Origin of the sequence: Anaerosolibacter sp. (assembly GCF_029240175.1) — a bacterium.
Lineage (GTDB): Bacteria > Bacillota > Clostridia > Peptostreptococcales > Thermotaleaceae > Anaerosolibacter.
The window spans coordinates 61,562-80,585 of sequence record NZ_JARBTM010000009.1 but is presented as its reverse complement, the minus strand read 5'-3'; the positions used below and the strand labels follow the sequence as shown (position 1 = coordinate 80,585).

Annotated in this window: 17 protein-coding genes, 1 riboswitch and 1 other annotated feature; of the genes, 5 read left to right on the top strand and 12 right to left on the bottom strand. The window is 39.6% G+C overall.

Annotated features, from left to right (window positions below; translation table 11 throughout):
* Positions 1-57: 57 nt before the first annotated feature.
* The 3 genes from ilvB to K0R93_RS08425 all read left to right on the top strand — a co-directional run bounded on the left by ilvB (position 58) and on the right by K0R93_RS08425 (position 3,515).
* Entirely contained in the window at positions 58-1,713 is a 1,656-nt protein-coding gene (gene ilvB / locus K0R93_RS08435) for a biosynthetic-type acetolactate synthase large subunit (protein ID WP_300299950.1), read from the top strand.
* A gap of 140 nt (positions 1,714-1,853) precedes the next feature.
* Positions 1,854-2,096 (top strand) — a binding site (T-box leader).
* 104 nt (positions 2,097-2,200) lie between these two features.
* Positions 2,201-2,404 (top strand): hypothetical protein, encoded by a 204-nt coding sequence (locus K0R93_RS08430; protein WP_300299948.1) that lies wholly within the window; start codon positions 2,201-2,203, stop codon positions 2,402-2,404.
* A gap of 145 nt (positions 2,405-2,549) precedes the next feature.
* Positions 2,550-3,515, top strand: coding sequence for an NAD(P)-dependent oxidoreductase (locus K0R93_RS08425; RefSeq protein WP_300299946.1), 966 nt, complete (start codon positions 2,550-2,552; stop codon positions 3,513-3,515).
* A gap of 168 nt (positions 3,516-3,683) precedes the next feature.
* Here K0R93_RS08425 and K0R93_RS08420 read toward each other — a convergent pair whose 3' ends face one another.
* Entirely contained in the window at positions 3,684-3,881 is a 198-nt protein-coding gene (locus K0R93_RS08420) for a putative motility protein (protein WP_300299944.1), read from the bottom strand.
* A gap of 211 nt (positions 3,882-4,092) precedes the next feature.
* Here K0R93_RS08420 and K0R93_RS08415 point away from each other — a divergent pair, with 211 nt between their 5' ends.
* Positions 4,093-4,878, top strand: a complete 786-nt coding sequence (locus K0R93_RS08415) for an ABC transporter ATP-binding protein (RefSeq protein ID WP_300299990.1) — start codon at positions 4,093-4,095, stop codon at positions 4,876-4,878.
* On the opposite strand, the gene K0R93_RS08410 is transcribed toward K0R93_RS08415, so the two are convergent.
* The 3 genes from K0R93_RS08410 to K0R93_RS08400 all read right to left on the bottom strand — a co-directional run bounded on the left by K0R93_RS08410 (position 4,859) and on the right by K0R93_RS08400 (position 7,308).
* The gene (locus K0R93_RS08410) at positions 4,859-5,755 is read right to left on the bottom strand and encodes an EamA family transporter (RefSeq protein ID WP_300299942.1); all 897 of its coding nucleotides are present in this window, start codon (positions 5,753-5,755) and stop codon (positions 4,859-4,861) included. The two genes, K0R93_RS08415 and K0R93_RS08410, sit on opposite strands and share 20 nt — an antisense overlap.
* A 289-nt stretch (positions 5,756-6,044) precedes the next feature.
* Positions 6,045-7,040 carry a D-cysteine desulfhydrase family protein gene (locus tag K0R93_RS08405; RefSeq protein WP_300299918.1) on the bottom strand — a complete coding sequence of 332 codons (996 nt, stop codon included), beginning with the start codon at positions 7,038-7,040 and terminating at the stop codon, positions 6,045-6,047.
* 25 nt (positions 7,041-7,065) lie between these two features.
* Positions 7,066-7,308 (bottom strand): M55 family metallopeptidase, encoded by a 243-nt coding sequence (locus K0R93_RS08400; RefSeq protein ID WP_300299916.1) that lies wholly within the window; start codon positions 7,306-7,308, stop codon positions 7,066-7,068.
* A 238-nt stretch (positions 7,309-7,546) separates the two neighbouring features.
* On the opposite strand from K0R93_RS08400, the gene K0R93_RS08395 reads away from it, so the two are divergent.
* Positions 7,547-7,888, top strand: a complete 342-nt coding sequence (locus K0R93_RS08395; RefSeq protein ID WP_300299914.1) for a carboxymuconolactone decarboxylase family protein — start codon at positions 7,547-7,549, stop codon at positions 7,886-7,888.
* A gap of 106 nt (positions 7,889-7,994) precedes the next feature.
* Here K0R93_RS08395 and K0R93_RS08390 read toward each other — a convergent pair whose 3' ends face one another.
* The 8 genes from K0R93_RS08390 to leuC form a co-directional block, all read right to left on the bottom strand.
* Positions 7,995-9,353: a uracil-xanthine permease family protein gene (locus K0R93_RS08390; protein WP_300299912.1), complete on the bottom strand. Its 1,359-nt coding sequence runs from the start codon at positions 9,351-9,353 to the stop codon at positions 7,995-7,997.
* Positions 9,354-9,395: 42 nt separating this feature from the next.
* Complete coding sequence (locus K0R93_RS08385; protein ID WP_300299910.1) at positions 9,396-11,678, bottom strand: xanthine dehydrogenase family protein molybdopterin-binding subunit; 2,283 nt, start codon at positions 11,676-11,678, stop codon at positions 9,396-9,398.
* Position 11,679: 1 nt separating this feature from the next.
* On the bottom strand, positions 11,680-12,129 hold the full coding sequence (locus K0R93_RS08380; protein WP_300299908.1) for a (2Fe-2S)-binding protein: 450 nt from the start codon (positions 12,127-12,129) through the stop codon (positions 11,680-11,682).
* Positions 12,120-12,914, bottom strand: a complete 795-nt coding sequence (locus K0R93_RS08375; protein ID WP_300299906.1) for an FAD binding domain-containing protein — start codon at positions 12,912-12,914, stop codon at positions 12,120-12,122. Before K0R93_RS08375 ends, K0R93_RS08380 begins: the two co-directional genes overlap by 10 nt.
* Positions 12,915-13,049: 135 nt before the next feature.
* A riboswitch (purine riboswitch) is annotated at positions 13,050-13,151 on the bottom strand.
* Between the two features lie 66 nt (positions 13,152-13,217).
* Positions 13,218-15,944, bottom strand: a complete 2,727-nt coding sequence (locus tag K0R93_RS08370) for an HD domain-containing phosphohydrolase (RefSeq protein ID WP_300299904.1) — start codon at positions 15,942-15,944, stop codon at positions 13,218-13,220.
* A gap of 192 nt (positions 15,945-16,136) precedes the next feature.
* Positions 16,137-17,216: a 3-isopropylmalate dehydrogenase gene (gene leuB / locus K0R93_RS08365; protein ID WP_300299901.1), complete on the bottom strand. Its 1,080-nt coding sequence runs from the start codon at positions 17,214-17,216 to the stop codon at positions 16,137-16,139.
* Between the two features lie 18 nt (positions 17,217-17,234).
* Positions 17,235-17,729, bottom strand: coding sequence for a 3-isopropylmalate dehydratase small subunit (leuD, locus tag K0R93_RS08360; protein WP_300299899.1), 495 nt, complete (start codon positions 17,727-17,729; stop codon positions 17,235-17,237).
* A 13-nt stretch (positions 17,730-17,742) separates the two neighbouring features.
* Positions 17,743-19,005 carry a 3-isopropylmalate dehydratase large subunit gene (gene leuC / locus K0R93_RS08355; RefSeq protein WP_330685099.1) on the bottom strand — a complete coding sequence of 421 codons (1,263 nt, stop codon included), beginning with the start codon at positions 19,003-19,005 and terminating at the stop codon, positions 17,743-17,745.
* Between the last annotated feature and the right edge of the window lie 19 nt (positions 19,006-19,024).

The following is a 19,024-nucleotide window of genomic DNA, read 5'->3' as shown; positions in this document are numbered from 1 at the left end:
TGAGAAATACAGATATGTAGTTTCTAAGACTGTTTATTAGAAAGGTGGATTGATTCTATGCGATTAAATGGTGCAGAAACCTTGGTGAAAACGTTGGAAGATCAAGGTGTTGAAATAATTTTTGGATACCCTGGAGGAACGGTTCTGGAAATCTATGATGCTTTACTAAATAGCTCTATTAAACATATTCTTGTAAGACATGAGCAAGGAGCTGCCCACGCAGCCAGTGGGTATGCTCGGGCAACCGGTGGTGTTGGTGTTTGCTTGGCTACCTCAGGACCTGGCGCAACAAATTTGGTAACTGGAATAGCTACCGCTTATATGGATTCTATCCCCATTGTATTCTTTACAGGCCAAGTTCCTCAAGCCATGGTTGGAACCGATGCTTTTCAGGAAGTAGATATTACGGGTATAACCCATCCAATAACAAAGCACAATTACTTGGTCCAAGACATTAAAGATTTACCCCGCATCGTAGCTGAGGCTTTTTATATCGCCAAAACCGGCAGACCTGGTCCTGTACTAATTGATATTCCCCGCAATGTCTCTATGGACATCGCTGAATTCATACCCTATAAAAAGGTAGAAATACGCAGTTATAAACCTACTACCCAGGGCCATCCCTCTATGATCAAAAAGGCAGTACAAAAAATCCAAGATTCTAAGAATGTAGTGTTTTGTACTGGGGGAGGCGTCATCCACAGCGATGCATCGGATCAAGTGAAAAAAATCATAGATTTGACAAAAGGGAAAGTGGTCTCAACCCTTATGGGTCTAGGTGCTTATCCAGCCGATCGTAAAGAATTTGCTGGAATGTTGGGAACATACGGCAACCAAGAAGCAAATAACATCGTTCAAGGGTGTGATTGTTTTGTGGCCTTAGGCATGCGTTTTGATGACCGGGTTGTAGGAAATCCAGAAAAGTTTGCCCCAAATGCAACAATCATTCATATTGATATTGACCCAGCTGAGATCGGAAAAAACATCCATGCAGATATACCGATCGTTGGGGACGTAAAAAATATTCTAATAGATATGATCAAGCTTATGGAAAAACATCAAGCACCCCATGAATCGATTAACTTCATTCATCCAGAGAGAGTACCTCCTGTATTGCCAGGCCGTAACGTGCCGTGGATTCTCAAAAAATTGTCAGAGGCTGCACCCAATGACATTCTGATTACCACCGATGTGGGTCAACATCAGATGTGGACAGCTACTTACTATGACTTTAACAAGCCGCGAACCTTTATTTCTTCGGGGGGATTAGGGACGATGGGATATGGCATTCCAGCTGCTCTTGGGGTTCAAGTAGCAAAACCGAATCAATTGGTTATTGCCATCACCGGCGATGGCAGTTTTCAGATGGGCATGACAGAAATAGGTGCCATTGCGGAGCTAGGATTGCCTATCAAAATCCTGGTATTCAATAATCAAACCCTTGGAATGGTAAGACAGCTTCAACATTATTATTCAAACCAACGATACACTGGGGTACATTTTGAAAATAAAATCGATTTTGTCATGTTAGCAAATGCCTTCGGTGCTGAAGGTTATCGCATCGATGATGCAATGAATGCCCCTGCGGTCTTAGAAAAGGCCCTTAACAATGGCAAATTCACAATTATAGAATGTACCATTGACCCTGAAAACTTAGTACTTCCTATTGTCCTTGCAGGCAAAGGACTCGAGGAAATGACAAAGAATCCATAAAACAGGAAAACCACTAGCTATAGTTCTTTATTCTTAAAGCGCAGCGTAAATGCCCTAATAATTTCCTTTTGCATTTTTTATAAAAGTCTATTGACAATACGGGCTGTAGTTGTTACAATATTATAAATTAACTGAATATTCTGAATGCATTGATGGAGAATGATATTTTACATTCACAGTTTTAGAGAGTCGGTGGCTGGTGAAAATCGATACTGTCGTAAAATATGGATCACTCCGGAGCAGTATCTTCGAAATTTTTAGAGTAGGTGATACCGTTTTGGTCTCGATAACGACCTCGGTTTATTTAAACCCATGAGAGGTTCTCTCCTATTCTTCAAGGAGAAACAATTAAGGTGGTACCGCGAAATATATTCGTCCTTAAGATCATATTTTAAGGACGAATTTTTTTATAGTATAGGAAAGCACACGTAGTGTGCCTTTTTATCAAAATTTTAATATTAGAAGACATTTTAAAGGAGGAATTAATATGCACAATGCAGCAGTCAGCTTAATGAACTTAACAAAGGATCATTCACCTTCGTCCACCAACACTGATAATCAGCCAATGAATAGATCAGAGGTTCCAGAGAAGAAAGTGAATACTATGAACTTTTGGGGTCAAGGTGCCCATGCAGACGACCTAGATTTTTTTCAATCTGATGTCTATGCATTTCTTAAAATTGTGAAGTAATGTATTCTGTATTCTTTTATTCAGATGACTATACAAAGAGCCTTATATAGTCATCTGATCTTGTTATAATGTACAAAATTTTTTGACAATTTCCCAAGCCTGCCTTATACTAATAATTGTAAATATATACTATAAGGAGGTAATCATGAAGAATACCATTTTTCTTAATTCGGCAAAACTTGACTTTGATAACAAGCTTAGTTTTTCGCCAGTAATGAACCTCACTACTTTCACAAAATACGACGATAGCAGCAACGATGAAATTCTAGAAAGAGTGAATGATCAGAATATTATCATCACAAAAGAGCTGCCTATGGGAAGAGATATCATCTCCCAATTGCCTTCATCCGTTCAACTTATTTGCGAAGCAGGCACTGGATATAACAATATTGATATCGCTACAGCAAGAGAAAGAAATATTGCGGTCTGCAATGTCCCAGGTTACAGCACTGAAGCAGTGGCACAACTAGCCATTACCTTCATTTTAACCTTGAGTTCTTCATTCGTACTACAACAAAGAATGATCCAACAAAACAATTATGATAACTTTACAAAGCACCTCCAAGTACCCCATTTTGAAGTACAGAACAAAACCCTAGGCATCATAGGTGCAGGGACAATCGGTCAACAAGTATTGAAGGTTGCCCGAGCTTTAGGCATGAACGTTCTTGTGTTTAATAGATCTCCAAAACAGTGGGATGATTCAAATATACAGTCCGTTTCTCTTGAAGAATTACTTCGCAAAAGTGATTTTGTGACGATTCACTGTCCCTTAACGCCAGATACAAAACATCTTATAGACAAAGATAAGTTAAAACTCATGAAACCCACGGCGTTTATTATAAATACTTCTAGAGGCCCTGTGATCAATGAGCTCGACCTCATTGAAGCGCTTAAAAACAAAACCATTGCCGGCGCAGGCCTGGACGTTCAAGACCCAGAACCTCCTGCCCTTGATAATCCCTTGTTTACAATGAACAATGTTATTCTTACACCTCATATTGGGTGGAAATGTTTTGAATCAAGACAACGCCTGATCGATCTCTTAGCCCTTAATATTCAATCGTTTATTCAAGGCGCTCCGATAAATATTGTGAACAGCAAAATTTAATCTTTCTGTTTGTGTACATATTCAAACAGATCATCTCTCATAGAAACCGTATTGGCTCTCCTCAATACGGTTTCATTTTTATTGGCTCTACGCTATTGCAATTATAATCGCTATATTTCTCCTTCATTTAATGAACATAAAAAGCACTCATTGTTGAGTGCCTTCATACTAAATTGAAATATCTATATTACCTCCTTTATGGGGTGTAATAGAATTCTCCATTACAGTTTTATTCACTTGCTGCATTCCCTCTACCAACATACTAACGGCAGATGCATCTTGATTCATGGCTTTTTGTAATGTTGCAATATTTAATGCCTGTTTCACGCTATACAGATTCTGTGCAGCAAATCCACTTATATTCATAACAACACCTCCAAATAAGGTTATTATGATTCTTTCTACAAAATCTTGCAAATACCTTCTAAAAATCCGGAATTCGTACCTTTATCCTATCGATTTGCCAAACAGAGAATATCGGAAAAAAGAGTGACTTTTGACAGAAAATTTATTATAATAAGAAAAATTATACAACTTTTTATAAAATCTTATTTTTGCAAAGGAGCGAATTCATTTGGTGATTGAAGCAAAGCAAGTTTCAGTTATTCGAGATTCAAAGTACATATTAAAATCGGTGGATTGGTCAGTGCAAACCGGTGAGCATTGGGCCATCTTAGGTCTAAACGGCTCAGGTAAAACTACACTGTTAAATATGGTTAATGGGTACTTCTTTCCTTCAGAGGGAGAAATGCAGGTTCTCGGTAAGACCTTTGGAAAATATGACTTGAGAGAGTTGAGAAAATCCATTGGCTGGGTGAGTACTGCCCTTCAAGAAAAGCTCTATGGTACTGAATCTGTAGAGGATATCGTCTTAAGCGGTAAGTTTGCAACAATTGGCCTATATGAACAGCCGAGTCAAAGAGATAGGGAAATTGCCAGAAATATATTGGAACGTCTAGACAGTGTGCACCTCTCCAATCGAACCTATCAGTCTCTGTCCCAGGGTGAAAAGCAGAGAGTTCTTATTGCCAGAGGCCTAATGTCTTCACCTCGACTGCTTATTCTGGATGAGCCCTGTACCGGATTAGATATATTTGCAAAGGAACAATTGCTTTCCATTATAGGAAAATTAAGCTATGAACAGGATGCCCCAACGATGATCTATGTAACCCATCGCACCGAGGAAATTCTTCCTACCTTTAGCCACACCCTACTGCTCCGCAGAGGTCAGGTTCATTCTTCAGGAAAAACAGATTTAGTCTTGACCAAAGAAAACCTTTGTGATTTCTTCGAAGCACCCGTGCAATTTGATAAGCTAAAAGACCGTTTCGTATTACAGTGCATTAGGCCTGACCTTCCTTAACGCTTTTTTTCAATCGTCCTCCAAGAACATTAATGACCAGACCTGCCATCACCAGCAGTGCCCCCATCATCTGCCACAGAGAGAATGTTTCACCTAAAAGCAGCGCCGCGCTACTCATCCCTATGATGGGAACTAACAGGGCCAAAGGAGAGACCACAGCTGCTGGATAATGAGCCAGTAATCGTCCCCACAGCCCATATCCACCTAATGTAGCAAAATAGGCTAAATAGATTACACAAACGATTGTGACCCAGTTGACAGCATCCCACGCTGCCTGCCATGCAGCAATACCTTCTATCCATAAAGATAATAATGCTAGGGGCAGTATGGCAACTGCACCCGCCCATACCACCAAAGATAACATGGAAAAAGGCGGAACATCTTGTGTAGCTCGGCGCATAATTACAGTACCCGTCCCCCAGCTAGCCGCTGCAGCCAAAGTAAGCCAAAATCCAACCAGTGTCATGCTGCTGCCTTGTTGCGATCCTACAATAACCATACCGATGGCAGAAATAATTAAACCAATCACTTGATTCCAACGCCATCGTTCTCCGATCATCAAGGAAGCAATTACCAATGTAAAAAACGCCTGGGACTGGAGTATAAGGGAAGAAAGGCCCACAGGCATTCCCAGTTTTACCCCCATAAAGAGAAAAGCAAATTGTCCCACGTTAAGGGTCAAGCCCAAAGCAATGAGCCAACGCCAAGCTACTGGAGGCCTTGGTAAGAAAAAAATGGCTGGTAAACAGACAACAACAAATCGAACAGCTGCCAGAAGTAACGCTGGCATATTGGCCAAACCCAGTTTGATAGCAATGAAATTGAACCCCCATAAAATTACTACAATGAACCCTAAACCCATATCACGTTTATTCAAGTCTATTCCCCCTATGTACCATCAATAGTACCTTATGATACTCAATTTTATACTTCTATCAATGACCCATGAGTATATTATATTTATTATAATCATCCAATAATAATAATTCAATAATTGTTGTATTATTATCAAATATTATATAAACACCATATTTATTTATATTGTCATTGAACATTATTTTATTGCTGATCCTATGGATTTTTTCCTAAAAACATAAACGACGAATGCTTATAAAAAATCATTCGTCGTTTATGCTTTTAAAATGAATTGAAGGTATAGATCTCCTTTATCCTTCGTTAAAGAATAGATCCTTTTTAGGAAACAATCCAAACAGGCCACCTGTATGAATATACAGGATATTGTTATAGGCTTGCATATTGCCTTTTCTTATTTCATTGACCAATCCATACATTCCTTTACCTGTATACACAGGGTCTAAAATAATCCCTTCCAGTTTAGCAAACCAATGAATAAATGCAAGCTCCTCCCTTGTGCTTTGGGCATATCCCTTACCAACATATCCATCTATGATTTCGATTTCATTCTTAGAATAATCTAGTTTTTTGTCAATATGGCGTAAACTATCATTAAGGATGTTAGAGATTCGATCTCGAAAGTAGTCTGCCGTATCGCATACATTGATACCCAGAATCTTAGTCCTATGTCCTAACATTTTATTGGCTAAGAACATTCCACTGTAAGTCCCTCCGGAACCTACAGCTAGCCCTATAGCGTCGAAGGCGACTCCCATCTGCCTTTCCTGCTCCAATATTTCCTCCATGGCTGTATAGTAACCAAAGGTACCGATTCCATTAGATGCCCCTTCTGGGATAATATATGGCGTATATCCCTGTTGTACAAGGCGGTCTTTAACCTCCTCCATAATTTCCATCCTTCTTTCGCGATAGTCCTCCGGTGTAATGAATCGAATCTCCGCTCCGAATAGCCTATCAAGAAGATAGTTTCCTTCCAGAGGATCATCTCCACCACTTCTTAGAACGAGACTAGCACCAAGTCCTAATTTCGCTGCAGCTGCAGCCGTTGCCCTTGCATGATTTGATTGTATACCTCCACAGGTAATCAAGTAATCACATTTTTGCTCCAAGGCCTCTTTTATAACATATTCTAGTTTTCTAATCTTATTGCCGGAAATCTCTGATCCAGTTTGGTCGTCTCTTTTGATATATATTTGGGGTCCACCCAATTCCTTTGATAATCGATCTAGCTTTTCTATTCTGGTGGGCAGGTTTGCAAGGCTAATTCTTGAAGGCAGCTTTACCATTTCCATCTTCTCCTTTTGAGATTATTTATAGTACACTTGCAGCCAGTGTAGTCAATGCTGTTCTCATTTTATAGGCCTCAATGATATCCTTGGCTGCATATCTTACTCGATTAGGTTCAATTAGGACCACCCCTGGTATAAATAAGGTAGCCTCTGCCATGCCGCTATTTAAGAATGAAACCTCTAACTCGATTTCTCCTTCCATTTTGCAAGGAGTGATTCTCTTTATTTCTTGTGACAATATTTTATGCACACTATCTTCTAACAACCTATGCACCTTCTATCATCAACATTGAATAATTATGGTTCATACACATAACATATCATATCATATTCTTTATTTGTTATTTGTCGAATCCAAAACATCGGACATTGTATTTGGAAATCTCACCATTATCTGCTTCAAACGCTCAAATCTTTACTGCCCAATGGCGTACAAAGTTTATCAATAAACATTTTGGGATATAATATGAGCAAATAATATTTAAATGATATGTGGAGGTACTATGAATGATTATTTTGACAATCTAGATGTTATAGAAAAAAACCTTAAATACTTCGTTGAAAATCATACTGAAATTTATGATGCCTATGAAAATTTTGGTAGATTGGTTCATGAGAAAGGCGGCCCCATAGATGAGAAAACCCGTTGGCTTATTAAAGTAGCTTTATCTACGAATTCTCAATATGAATATGCCTTAAGAACTCATATTCTCAAAGCTTTAAAAAGCGGCTGCACAAAGGAAGAAATAGAACATGCTATGCTTCTGGTAGCGCCCACATGTGGGTTTCCTAAGATGATGCAAGGTTTGCTCATACTCAGACATATTCTAAATCAGCAAGAATAATTCTTTCTATTTGCGGTTGTGTTACTTAATCAGATAAAGGGAGCCCTTCTGTTTGAAGAGCTCCCTTTATTTGATTTAAATTTTTTTCATTCAAATTACATAGGAATTACTTCACTGCGTGTATCGCTTCGCTATTTGCAATAGTACGCGGCTTTTCTTTTGGTAATATTATATTCAGAACCAAAGCGATAACACAAGAAACTACCATGCCAGAGCCTGAGAAAATCAGATTTACGGATTCTGGCAGATGCTGCAGTGCCTCGGGAACGGATCCTAATCCCAATCCTAAGCCTAAAGCAACAGCAACGATTAATAAATTTCTTTGGTTTAACTCGTCTTTTGTAACCAATACAATCCCAGAAGTTGCAATCATTGCAAACATTACAACAGCGGCTCCGCCTAGGACACTCTGGGGCATTACTGCAAGGACAGCACCCAATTTGGGAACCAAGGCAGCTAGTATTAAGAAGCCCGCACCCACACTCACTACATATCTACTCATAATCCCAGTTAGAGATACAATTCCCACATTCTGACTAAAAGAAGTATTAGGAAATGCATTGAAAATAGCTGCAAAACTACTGGCTAACCCATCAGCCATAACCCCACCTGAAAGTTCTTTGTCAGTAGCTTCTCTACCAGCACCTCCAATGGTAATACCTGAAATATCCCCAACCGTTTCAACAGTTGTTACGATGTATAAGATAAGCATAGCGATAATCGCTGGTGCATGAAAGGTCATTCCATAAGCCATAGGTGTAGGTATAGAAAACCAAGCGGCATCTGCCACAGATGTAAAATCAACTTTACCCATGAAAATAGCAACTACGTAACCTACGATGATACCTATTAAAATGGCTGCCATTCTCGGGATTCCTTTAAAATACTGATTAAAGAATATAATCGTCACCAATACTAAGCTTCCTATTGCCAGGTTCTGCAAAGAACCAAAATCTGGGGCTCCTGCTCCCCCGGCGAAGTATTTAATTCCTGTAGGTAGTAATGATAGACCAATCGTGAGCAAAACTGTCCCAGTAACAATCGGTGGGAAATATTTACGAAGGGGCTTTAAGAAGTAACCTAAGATCGCTTCGAAAAATCCACCCACAAAAGCCGCTCCCAATATACCCGATAAGCCAAACTGCTTCCCTATGGCTATAGAAGTAGGTACGAAGCCAAAACTAGTCCCCATGACGATCGGTAAATTGGCACCTACTGGCCCAATGCGATTCGCTTGGATAAGTGTGGCAATCCCTGCAACGAGCATTGCACACTGAATTAGGAAGGTTTTTTCACCCACTGACAATCCAAGGGCACCTGCGATGATTAATGGTACTGTCACATTACCAGCAAACATAGCCAGTACATGTTGTAATCCAAGAGGTATAGCTTCCTTTAAGGGTGGTTTACCATCCACATCATACTTCGAATCAAGATTGGGATTGTTCTCATTCATATGCGACATCTCAATTACCTCCATTTTTTTATTTTTTCTGACATACAGAGCTTACATTTGCTTCATTGCTAAGAATACTTTTTCAGGGGTTATTGGAAGGTTTGTTATCCTAACACCTACTGCATTATAAACCGCGTCCATTATAGCTGGTGCCGGTGTATTTATAACAACTTCCCCTATGGACTTTGCGCCAAAGGGTCCTGTTGGCTCAAAACTCTCTTCAAAGACCACTCGAATGTTTCCGATATCCTTTCTGGTTGGAATTTTATATTGCATAAAGTTATTTGTCGTCATTCTACCTCTTTCGTCATACCTCACATCTTCATACATCGCTAGACCGATCCCTTGAACAAGTCCACCTTCAGCCTGAATCGTGGCCAGGTTTGGATTGATTACCGTACCGCAGTCAATCACCGCTACATAGTCTATTAATCGAACCTTTCCCGTTTCTTTATCAACTTCCACCTCTGCAAATCCTGCAATGAACGGTGGTGGAGATACTGGACTGCCATAGGTTGAATTACCAACCAGCTGACGTTTGCCCCCGAAACCTAATATCTGAAGTTCTGCAACTTTTTCCAGAGTAACTTCATTGTCCCCATTAACGGTGATTATTTTGAGGCCGTCATAATCCACTTCATCGATGGAAACTCCTAATATCCTTGCGCCGCTTTCTACAATCTGTTTCTTTAAATCTTCAGCAGCTTTCACTACAGCCATCCCTGTCACATAAGTGGTACTGGAAGCATAAGAGCCCGGGTCATAAGGAGATATATCTGTATCTGCAGCATGAACAATAATATTATCTATTGTTGTTTCTAAAATCTCGGCTGCCATTTGGCTTAATATGGTATCACTTCCTGTTCCCATGTCTGTAGATCCGATGAGCAGTGTAAAGTTACCATCGTCATTTAATCGAATTTCAGCTGAAGCAGTATCGATATTGGCAATTCCTGACCCTTGCATTGTTACGGCCATTCCCAAAGCCCGTACCTTATGCTCGCCAACCTCTAATCTTGGGTACTTATCCTTCCATCCAATCAGCTCTCGACCCTTTTCTATACACCTATGCAAGGTTGAGCTTCCCAGTCTAATCCCTTCGGATACTAAAGAAGTTTCACCTTCTTTAATTAAATTCTTTAATCGAATCTCGGTAGGGTCCATATTTAATCTTTCAGCTAGCTTATTGACAGCCGTTTCTAATGCAAATGTTCCCTGGGTAGCACCGTAACCTCTAAAGGCTCCTGCTGGCATTTTATTTGTATAAACCACGTCTCCCATAAATCGAACGGCCTTTGTCTTGTTATAAAGGGGAAGGGTTTTCTGACCCACAACCCCAAATGTCGTAGAAGCATGTTCACCGTAAGCCCCTGTATCCGATAAACCCTGAATGTCCACTACTCTAATGAATCCTTCCTGATCGGCTCCTAATCTAACCTTTAATCTCATTGCATGACGGCTGTTTGTTGCAGTAAACGTCTCTTCGCGATCATAAACAATTTTAGCCGGTTTTCCAGTAGTAAGTGTAACAATGGCTGCGAACATTTCCACAGCCCCTGTCTGTTTACCACCAAATCCTCCGCCAATTCTAGGCTTAATTACCCTTATTTTACTAGCAGGCAGCTTTAAAGCTCTCGACAACTGTCTTCTTACATGGAAAGGAATCTGGGTCGAACTAACAACAACAAGTCTGCCAGTATGATCTAGATGGCTATATGCTCGGTAAGTTTCCATCATGCCGTGGGCCTGGGCTTGTGTATAACAAGTCTCTTCCACTACAATATGGCATTTTTCTAACTCTTCTTCCACATTTCCAACCTCTATCTTTTGAGAAGATACAATATTTCTTTCCTTGTCCATACCTATATCAAAATTACAGTGTACATCTGCTTCTGGATGGACAACAGAAGGATGGCCCATAGCCTTCTCATAATCCAAGACAGGTTCAAACACTTCATAATCAACCTTTATTAGCTTCATGGCCTTTTCAGCTGTTTCTTCATCTGCAGCTGCAATGATCGCCACTTCATCCCCCACATATCTTACGATTTCATCTAGAATTAAGCGATCATAGGGGGAAGGTTCTGGATAAGACTGACCCGCCAGTGTAAATCTACGATTAGGTACATCTTTATACGTGAGAATACATGCCACATTCTCTAATTTTTCCGCTCTTGAGGTGTCAATAGTCTTTATCCTAGCAAAGGCATGGGGACTTCTGAGCAGCTTTACTACAAGAGCATTTGGAGGGACCATGTCTTCAGTATAAACCGGTTTCCCTGTGGCAATAGCCATGCCATCTATTTTAGGTATGCTTTTACCAACAAAGTTCATCCTATGCCACCCCCAAATATTTTTTGATGGCTCTTAGTTGTCCCAAATAACCTGTACATCTACACAGATTTCCAGTTAAATAGTGAACAATCTCTTCCTGTGTAGGGTTTTTCAGCTCTCTTTTCATTGCCAATACAGTCAAAATAAAACCTGGACTGCAGAAACCGCACTGTTCTGAACCTTCTGCCACAAGAACTTGTGCAAATTCTTCCGCTTCCCTTTGAAGCCCTTCCATGGTAGTAATGGTTTTGCCATCCGCTCGAACAGAGAGCATTGCACAAGATAATACAGGTTTTTCTTCAACCCATATGGTACAAAGTCCACAGCATGTGGTATCACAGCCTTTTCTTATACTGAAAACACCATAGTTTCTTAAAGTATCTGCCAATAACTCATTATTTTTTACATCCAAGCTTACCTTTTTACCATTTAAGATTATCTCTATTTGCATTCTAGTACCTCCATAAGGGCTCTTTTCACCAATACTTTACACATGGCTTGTCTATATTCGGCTGTACCTCTCTCGTTGGTACCAAAGGTTAATTCTTCAGCAGCTATATCTGCATAATACGCTAAATTCTCAGGGCCTAAATGCTCGGATAACGCTTCAGATGCTTTTATCGCAATCGCAGCCACTCGTGGTCTTGCCCCCACCGCGATCGTCCACTGATTATCAAGTCTTGAAACTGCAACATTTAATATCGGATAATCGCTTACAGAATTTCTTAAGTCCTGAAAGGATGCTCGTCTTTGATTTTTCTTTATAAAAATTCTTATTAAAACATCCTTTTCAAAGGGTCTTTTCAAAAAATCATCCAATGGTATTCTACCTGCTTTATATAGCTCTATCTCTGTATCTAAAGCAAGCAGTGCTGTTATTAAATCGGAGAATCCATATTTTGAAAAAACAGATGCGCCGACTGTAACGATGTTTCTAAATTGAATGCCAATAATATTCTTCACTGAGTTGGATATAACGCCGCTAAAGCTATTTACTAGGATTGGGCTGGTTTCAACTTCCCTCAAAGTTGTATATGCTCCGATTTCTATATAGCCATCCTCATCTTTTATATAATCTAGTCCAAGCTTGGATAAATCTACCGCAGTATTAATTTTCTTCGAACCCATTCTCAAAAAGGCACTGCCGCCAATCACCGCATTGTTTCTTCTGCTTACAAGTATGTTATAGGCTTCCTCAATGGTTTGAGGTTGTATGAATTCATTTATTATAAACATCTAGTCGCTCCCTTCATTATGCGAAAAAATAAAAATAAAATAGACGTGTTGGTTCTACTCGAGCAAAGAGCAAAACCCAACACGCCTAGAATATGTCTCTATTGTGCAGGTTATAAGGTATCCCTAAGATAAATGCATAGAAACACCTTTGCTCATAGTCAGACCATTTACGGTAGTCCGGTAGAAACTTGCAGACCATATCTCTGCGATTATATGAACCATATATTTTTTCTTGTATATACATTTTACGACAAACATGGATAATAGGTCAACCTATTTCGTACATTTTTTAAAAATAAATATTTATTGTTCGGAAAATTTTGTTTTAGCACTTATAATAACTTCTACAAATTTTTCAACTACATAAGGGTCAAACTGCGTTCCGCTGCATCTTTCAAGCTCTTTTAGGGCAACCTCATTTTGTATAGCTGCATGATAAGGTCTGTCACTTGTCATAGCATCGTAGGCATCTACTACAGCGATTATTCTAGAAAGCAAAGGTATTTCCTCACCCTTAAGTCCCTGAGGATAACCATTACCATCCCACCTTTCATGATGACTAAGTATTAGGTTGGCAATATGGGCAAGCTCAGGTGAAGCAACAGCTATGCGATAGCCAATCTCACAATGACTTTTCATAATCTTCCACTCATCCTCAGTTAATTTCGCTGGTTTTCCTAGAATATAATCAGGGATTGCAATTTTTCCTATATCATGAAGCATGGCTAAAAGCGAAAGATCATCCAATTCATTATCATACAGGTCCATAATTTTTCCTATTTTCATAGAGAATTCCTTCAAGCGCTGCCCATGTGCCTCAGTTTCGTGTGTCCTCTCTTCTAGCGTTTTCTTTAGTGATGAAATTATGGAACTTCTTATACTTTTACTTTCCACCAGTTTATTGTTGTACATTCTATCTTCTGCTAGTTTGTATATCTTCTTAATATCCTCATTCTTATTGGTCTTTATCGAGACGCCAAGCGCAATGCTTGGGCTGATTGGATCGATAATCTCAATACTGCACATTTGTTTTATACGTGAAATAATAGTATTTGCCTTATCATAGCTGGTACGGGGAAGAATTATGGCAAACTCATCTCCGCCCACCCGGGCGACAACATCACGATCTCCACATATAGTTTTGAATATCTCTCCTATGCGCTGTAGCATTTTGTCACCTTCCCCATGCCCAAAAACATCATTTACCATTTTAAGACCATTGGCATCACCCATAATAATCCCAAGGGGCATATTTGCTTCATGATCTAAGCGCACAAGTACCTCCTCAAAATAAGCACGATTATAAAGCCCCGTTAATTTATCATGATAGCCTAGATACCTTACTTCCTCTTCCTTTTGCTTTTCTTCGGTCACATCACGGAATACCATCACTACGCCTAGAACGTTGGTACACACATCCTTGATAAACGACTCACTACTTGAAATGATTCTCTTGTTGCCATTTCTTGATAGCAATGTTTTATATTCCCCATACTGCTTACCGTTTTTCACGTCTTGGACTAAAGTATCTTCTAATAATCCGTACTTTTTATCACTTACTGTTATCATTACTTCATTCAAGAGCTTTCCTGCCGCATCCTCCTGACTCCACTCAGTAAGTTCTTCTGCTGCATTATTCAACATAACAATTCTATTATCGGTATCAGTAGTGATAACCGCATCGCCTATAGAGTGTAAAGTAACCTTGAAAAGCTGCCTCTCTCTTGCAACTTCGTCCTCCCACTCTTTGAGTTTTGTGATATTTCTGCTGGAGCCAACGATTTGAACTACTCTATTTTCGCTTATTATGGGCGATAACAGTGTATGCCACACCTTTTTTTCCCCTAAAAGGCTAAACTCCTCTTCATAAATAATTGGCTTTTTAGCAGCAATACAATCAATATAATGCTCTTCTATTTGCTTACCAATCAACTCTCCATATAATTCCCTTGGTGTCAATCCATTTACTGCTTCAGCACATATACCTACATCCATTTCATAACCCTTATTTACCATGTGATAGGCAAAACTATTATCACGATTTACATTTATGAGAAACATCGCATCCTGACTTCCATTAAACACCGTTCTATATTCCTGCCCAATTTTCTTTATGTCTTCCTCCGCTTTGCTTCGAAGCAGCATTATTCCAAGTTGATTTACATACAACTCTACAATATCAGGGTTTTCAATACGGCTTCCTTCTTTCATTATTATAATGAAACTCCCAAGTATCGCTTCATTATGGGTAATTCCAATTCCAAAAGAATCACCCAGTTTTAACATCCGTTCCAGTATATTAACAACCAAAGGAGGAATACGATTAAAACTAAACTCATGCAGTCGCCCCATTCTTACCAGCTTTTTAGATTTCATTACTCCAATATCAGCCTCTTTTACATCCCATATCTTTCCTATGATTTCAAATCCCAGTATCCTGACCGCCTGACGTACCTTGTCACTTAAGCCCGAAAATCCCCTGGTCATTGTTTTCATTGCGCCGTTATCAAAAACATTTACTAGTACAAACATAGCCCCTGATAATTTAAGAAGTTCATCTGCTATCCACTGGTAATCAATATCCGTAAATGTTGTTTCATGAAATTTTACCGTTGACTCATATAGAATATTTATCTTCTCTGCTCTGCTTTTCACTTCAGTAAAATCATGGAATACAACACAAAAATGATTCTGTTCGCTTTTATAAATATAAATCAAATACCATTTCTCTAGTACAGCCGAATAGTACTCGAATTTGATGTTTTCTTCCAGGAGATTAGCCTTGCTGCAAATATCAATAAAATCAAACCCTGTAATTTTACCATTGGGTGAGACTTGTGAAATCTTCTTTCCCAATATTTTCTCTAATTTCAATCCTATTAATTGTTCAAAGGACTTATTGGCTTCCAAAAACACATAATCTATATCATTTCCACTTTCGTTAAGCACACTTTCAAAATATACCAGTCCATCAGGCATATTTTCAATCATATGATCGTATTTACTTCTATTAACCTCTCCAATTATCATTGTCATGGCCTCCATATATATGTAATCATGAAGCTAATATCGAATTTTGTGAATTTTGTCGAAATATGATGTGTATATTATATCACGCCCAGGTGTATGTAAGAATACTAAAAATTAAGATGCTGTATCTTGTACAAGATACAGCATCTTAATTTTTAACTTTATTCCTATCCAACTCACATCATCATATCTTTATCGTCTAATAGCTTCTTGAATTAAACTGCCCATTTCCGTTGTTCCAACTACCTTAACCTCATTACCCATAATATCTATGGTTCGGTATCCCTTTTCAAGAACACTGGTAACAGCATCTTCTATAGCTTTTGCCTCAGCGTCTAGATCAAAGGTTATTCTAAGCATCATGGCAGCAGATAGAATGGTGGCAATAGGATTCGCCTTGTCTTGCCCTGCGATGTCCGGAGCAGAACCATGAATTGGTTCGTAGAGTCCAAAGCTCCCTTCTCCTAAACTGGCAGAGGGCAGCATACCGATTGAACCAGTAATCATACTGGCTTCATCCGAAAGAATATCGCCAAACATGTTGGTTGTAACAATGACATCAAACTGCTTAGGATTTCTCACCAGCTGCATGGCTGCGTTGTCTACATACATATGCTCTAGGGTCACTTCCGGATAGTCCTTGGCTACTTCTAGCATTACAGAGCGCCAAAGCCTAGAGCTCTCCAACACATTGGCTTTATCCACGCTGATGACCTTTCTATCCCTTTTTAATGCCATCTCAAATGCTAAACGCCCAATTCTTTCTACTTCTCCCACGCTATAGGCTTCCGTATCAAAGGCCTCTTCACCCATTTTTCCGTCTTTCCTACGGCCTCTTTCACCAAAATAAATGCCGCCGATAAGTTCTCTTACCACACAGATATCAATGCCGTCACCTACAATTTCAGGTTTAAGAGGACACGCATTTTTTAGGGCTTGATGCAGTACAGCCGGACGTAGATTGGCATATAATCCTAAAGCCTCCCTTAATCCCAGCAAAGCAGCCTCTGGTCTTAAATTGCCAGGCAGTGTATCCCATTTATTACCTCCAACTGCACCTAATAGCACTGCATCGCTCCTTTTACAAACCGCTAAGGAAACCTGGGGTAATGGATGCCCTGTAGCATCATAGGCACATCCTCCTACCAATACTTCTTCAAATTCAAACTGATGACCAAAGGTCTCCCCAACGGTATTCAATACCTTTACGGTCTCCCTAATTACCTCTGGGCCAATTCCATCTCCAGGGATTAATGCTATATTGTATTTCATTTTATTCCCTCCAACCATCTATTCTTGTAAGCTTTTTGTTATATATTTGACGAGCCCATCGGCAGCCATTATTTCTTGAATGAATTCTGGAAAGGGCTGAGATTGATAAGACTCACATTTTGTCATGTTGTGAATGACACCTTTGCTAAAGTCAATCTCTACCACATCACCTTTCTGAATTTTCTCTACTGCCTCTGGGCACTCAAGAATCGGTAAACCAATATTGATTGCATTTCGATAAAAAATCCTTGCGAAGGTAGTTGCGATTACACAGGATACACCCGCAGCCTTGATTGCAATAGGAGCATGTTCTCTGGAGGAACCACATCCAAAGTTTTTATCTGCAACAATGATATCTCCTGGTTCAACTTCATTGACAAATTCAGCATCAATATCTTCCATACAATGCTTTGCCAATTCAGCAGGATCCGATGTATTTAAGTACCTTGCAGGGATGATGACATCCGTATCTACATTACTTCCATATTTAAAAACTTTTCCATTGGCTTTCATAATAAACCTCCTTTTATGCTACGTCTTTGGGATTTGTGATTTTTCCTGTCAATGCAGAAGCCGCTGCCACTGCTGGGCTTGCTAAATACACCTCTGATTCTGGATGTCCCATCCTACCCACAAAGTTTCGATTTGTTGTAGCAATAGCTCTTTCTCCCTTTGCCAAAATTCCCATATGCCCCCCAAGACAAGGACCACAGGTAGGCGTACTTACCACAACGCCAGCTTTGATAAAGGTTTGTATTAAACCTTCTTCTATCGCTTGTAGATAAACCTTCTGGGTTACAGGGAAGACAATTACCCTCACGCCTTTTGCTACCTTTTTACCGTCTAGTATCTTCGCTGCAACTCGAAGATCCTCGATACGACCATTGGTACAAGAGCCAATAACCACCTGATCTATTTTTACCTCTCCTACTTCATCAATTTTCCGGGTATTGTCCGGAAGATGTGGAAATGCCACAGTTGGAGACAGCGTACTTAAATCTATCTCATAGACCTCATCATAAACAGCATCTTCATCTGCTACATACACTTTATATGATCTTTGAGCGTGTTCCTTTACATAAGATAAGGTAAGATCATCTACTGGGAAAATACCATTTTTACCCCCTGCTTCAATTGCCATGTTTGCCATAGAAAATCGATCATCCATAGATAGATGCTTTAATCCATCGCCTACAAATTCCATAGATTTATATAGGGCACCATCTACACCAATCATACCAATGATATGAAGAATGATATCTTTACCACTAACCCATTCAGCAGGTTTCCCTTTTAATACAAACTTAATTGCGCCAGGAACCTTAAACCAGCACTTCCCAGTAGCCATGCCTGCTGCCATATCCGTACTTCCAATTCCCGTGGAAAATGCGCCTAGTGCGCCATAGGTACAGGTATGAGAATCAGCTCCGATGGCTACATCCCCTGGAACAACTAATCCCTTCTCTGGAATTAAACCATGCTCTATTCCCATTTCACCGATTTCAAAATAATTCTCGATTTCCATATCGTATGCAAACTCACGAATACATTTACATTGTTCAGCTGACTTAATATCTTTATTCGGTGTAAAATGGTCAGGAACGATGGCCACTTTTTTCTTGTCAAATACTTCTTTGAGTCTCATTTTGGCAAATTCCTTCACCGCCACTGGGGTTGTAATATCATTACCCAAAACCAAATCTAAATCCACTTGGATCAGTTGCCCTACTTCTACTTTTTCCACACCTGCATGGGCAGCAAGAATTTTTTGTGTCATTGTCATTCCCATATTTATTCCTCCCAGCTCT

What these genes read in the sequence shown, in the direction of transcription:
- ilvB (WP_300299950.1), top strand. Translation starts at nt 58, where the DNA reads ATGCGATTAAATGGTGCAGAAACCTTGGTGAAAACGTTGGAAGATCAA.
- K0R93_RS08430 (WP_300299948.1), top strand. Translation starts at nt 2,201, where the DNA reads ATGCACAATGCAGCAGTCAGCTTAATGAACTTAACAAAGGATCATTCA.
- K0R93_RS08425 (WP_300299946.1), top strand. Translation starts at nt 2,550, where the DNA reads ATGAAGAATACCATTTTTCTTAATTCGGCAAAACTTGACTTTGATAAC.
- K0R93_RS08420 (WP_300299944.1), bottom strand. Translation starts at nt 3,881, where the DNA reads ATGAATATAAGTGGATTTGCTGCACAGAATCTGTATAGCGTGAAACAG.
- K0R93_RS08405 (WP_300299918.1), bottom strand. Translation starts at nt 7,040, where the DNA reads ATGGTAAAGCTGCCTTCAAGAATTAGCCTTGCAAACCTGCCCACCAGA.
- K0R93_RS08395 (WP_300299914.1), top strand. Translation starts at nt 7,547, where the DNA reads ATGAATGATTATTTTGACAATCTAGATGTTATAGAAAAAAACCTTAAA.
- K0R93_RS08390 (WP_300299912.1), bottom strand. Translation starts at nt 9,353, where the DNA reads ATGTCGCATATGAATGAGAACAATCCCAATCTTGATTCGAAGTATGAT.
- K0R93_RS08385 (WP_300299910.1), bottom strand. Translation starts at nt 11,678, where the DNA reads ATGAACTTTGTTGGTAAAAGCATACCTAAAATAGATGGCATGGCTATT.
- K0R93_RS08380 (WP_300299908.1), bottom strand. Translation starts at nt 12,129, where the DNA reads ATGCAAATAGAGATAATCTTAAATGGTAAAAAGGTAAGCTTGGATGTA.
- K0R93_RS08375 (WP_300299906.1), bottom strand. Translation starts at nt 12,914, where the DNA reads ATGTTTATAATAAATGAATTCATACAACCTCAAACCATTGAGGAAGCC.
- K0R93_RS08370 (WP_300299904.1), bottom strand. Translation starts at nt 15,944, where the DNA reads ATGATAATTGGAGAGGTTAATAGAAGTAAATACGATCATATGATTGAA.
- leuB (WP_300299901.1), bottom strand. Translation starts at nt 17,216, where the DNA reads ATGAAATACAATATAGCATTAATCCCTGGAGATGGAATTGGCCCAGAG.
- leuD (WP_300299899.1), bottom strand. Translation starts at nt 17,729, where the DNA reads ATGAAAGCCAATGGAAAAGTTTTTAAATATGGAAGTAATGTAGATACG.
- leuC (WP_330685099.1), bottom strand. Translation starts at nt 19,005, where the DNA reads ATGGGAATGACAATGACACAAAAAATTCTTGCTGCCCATGCAGGTGTG.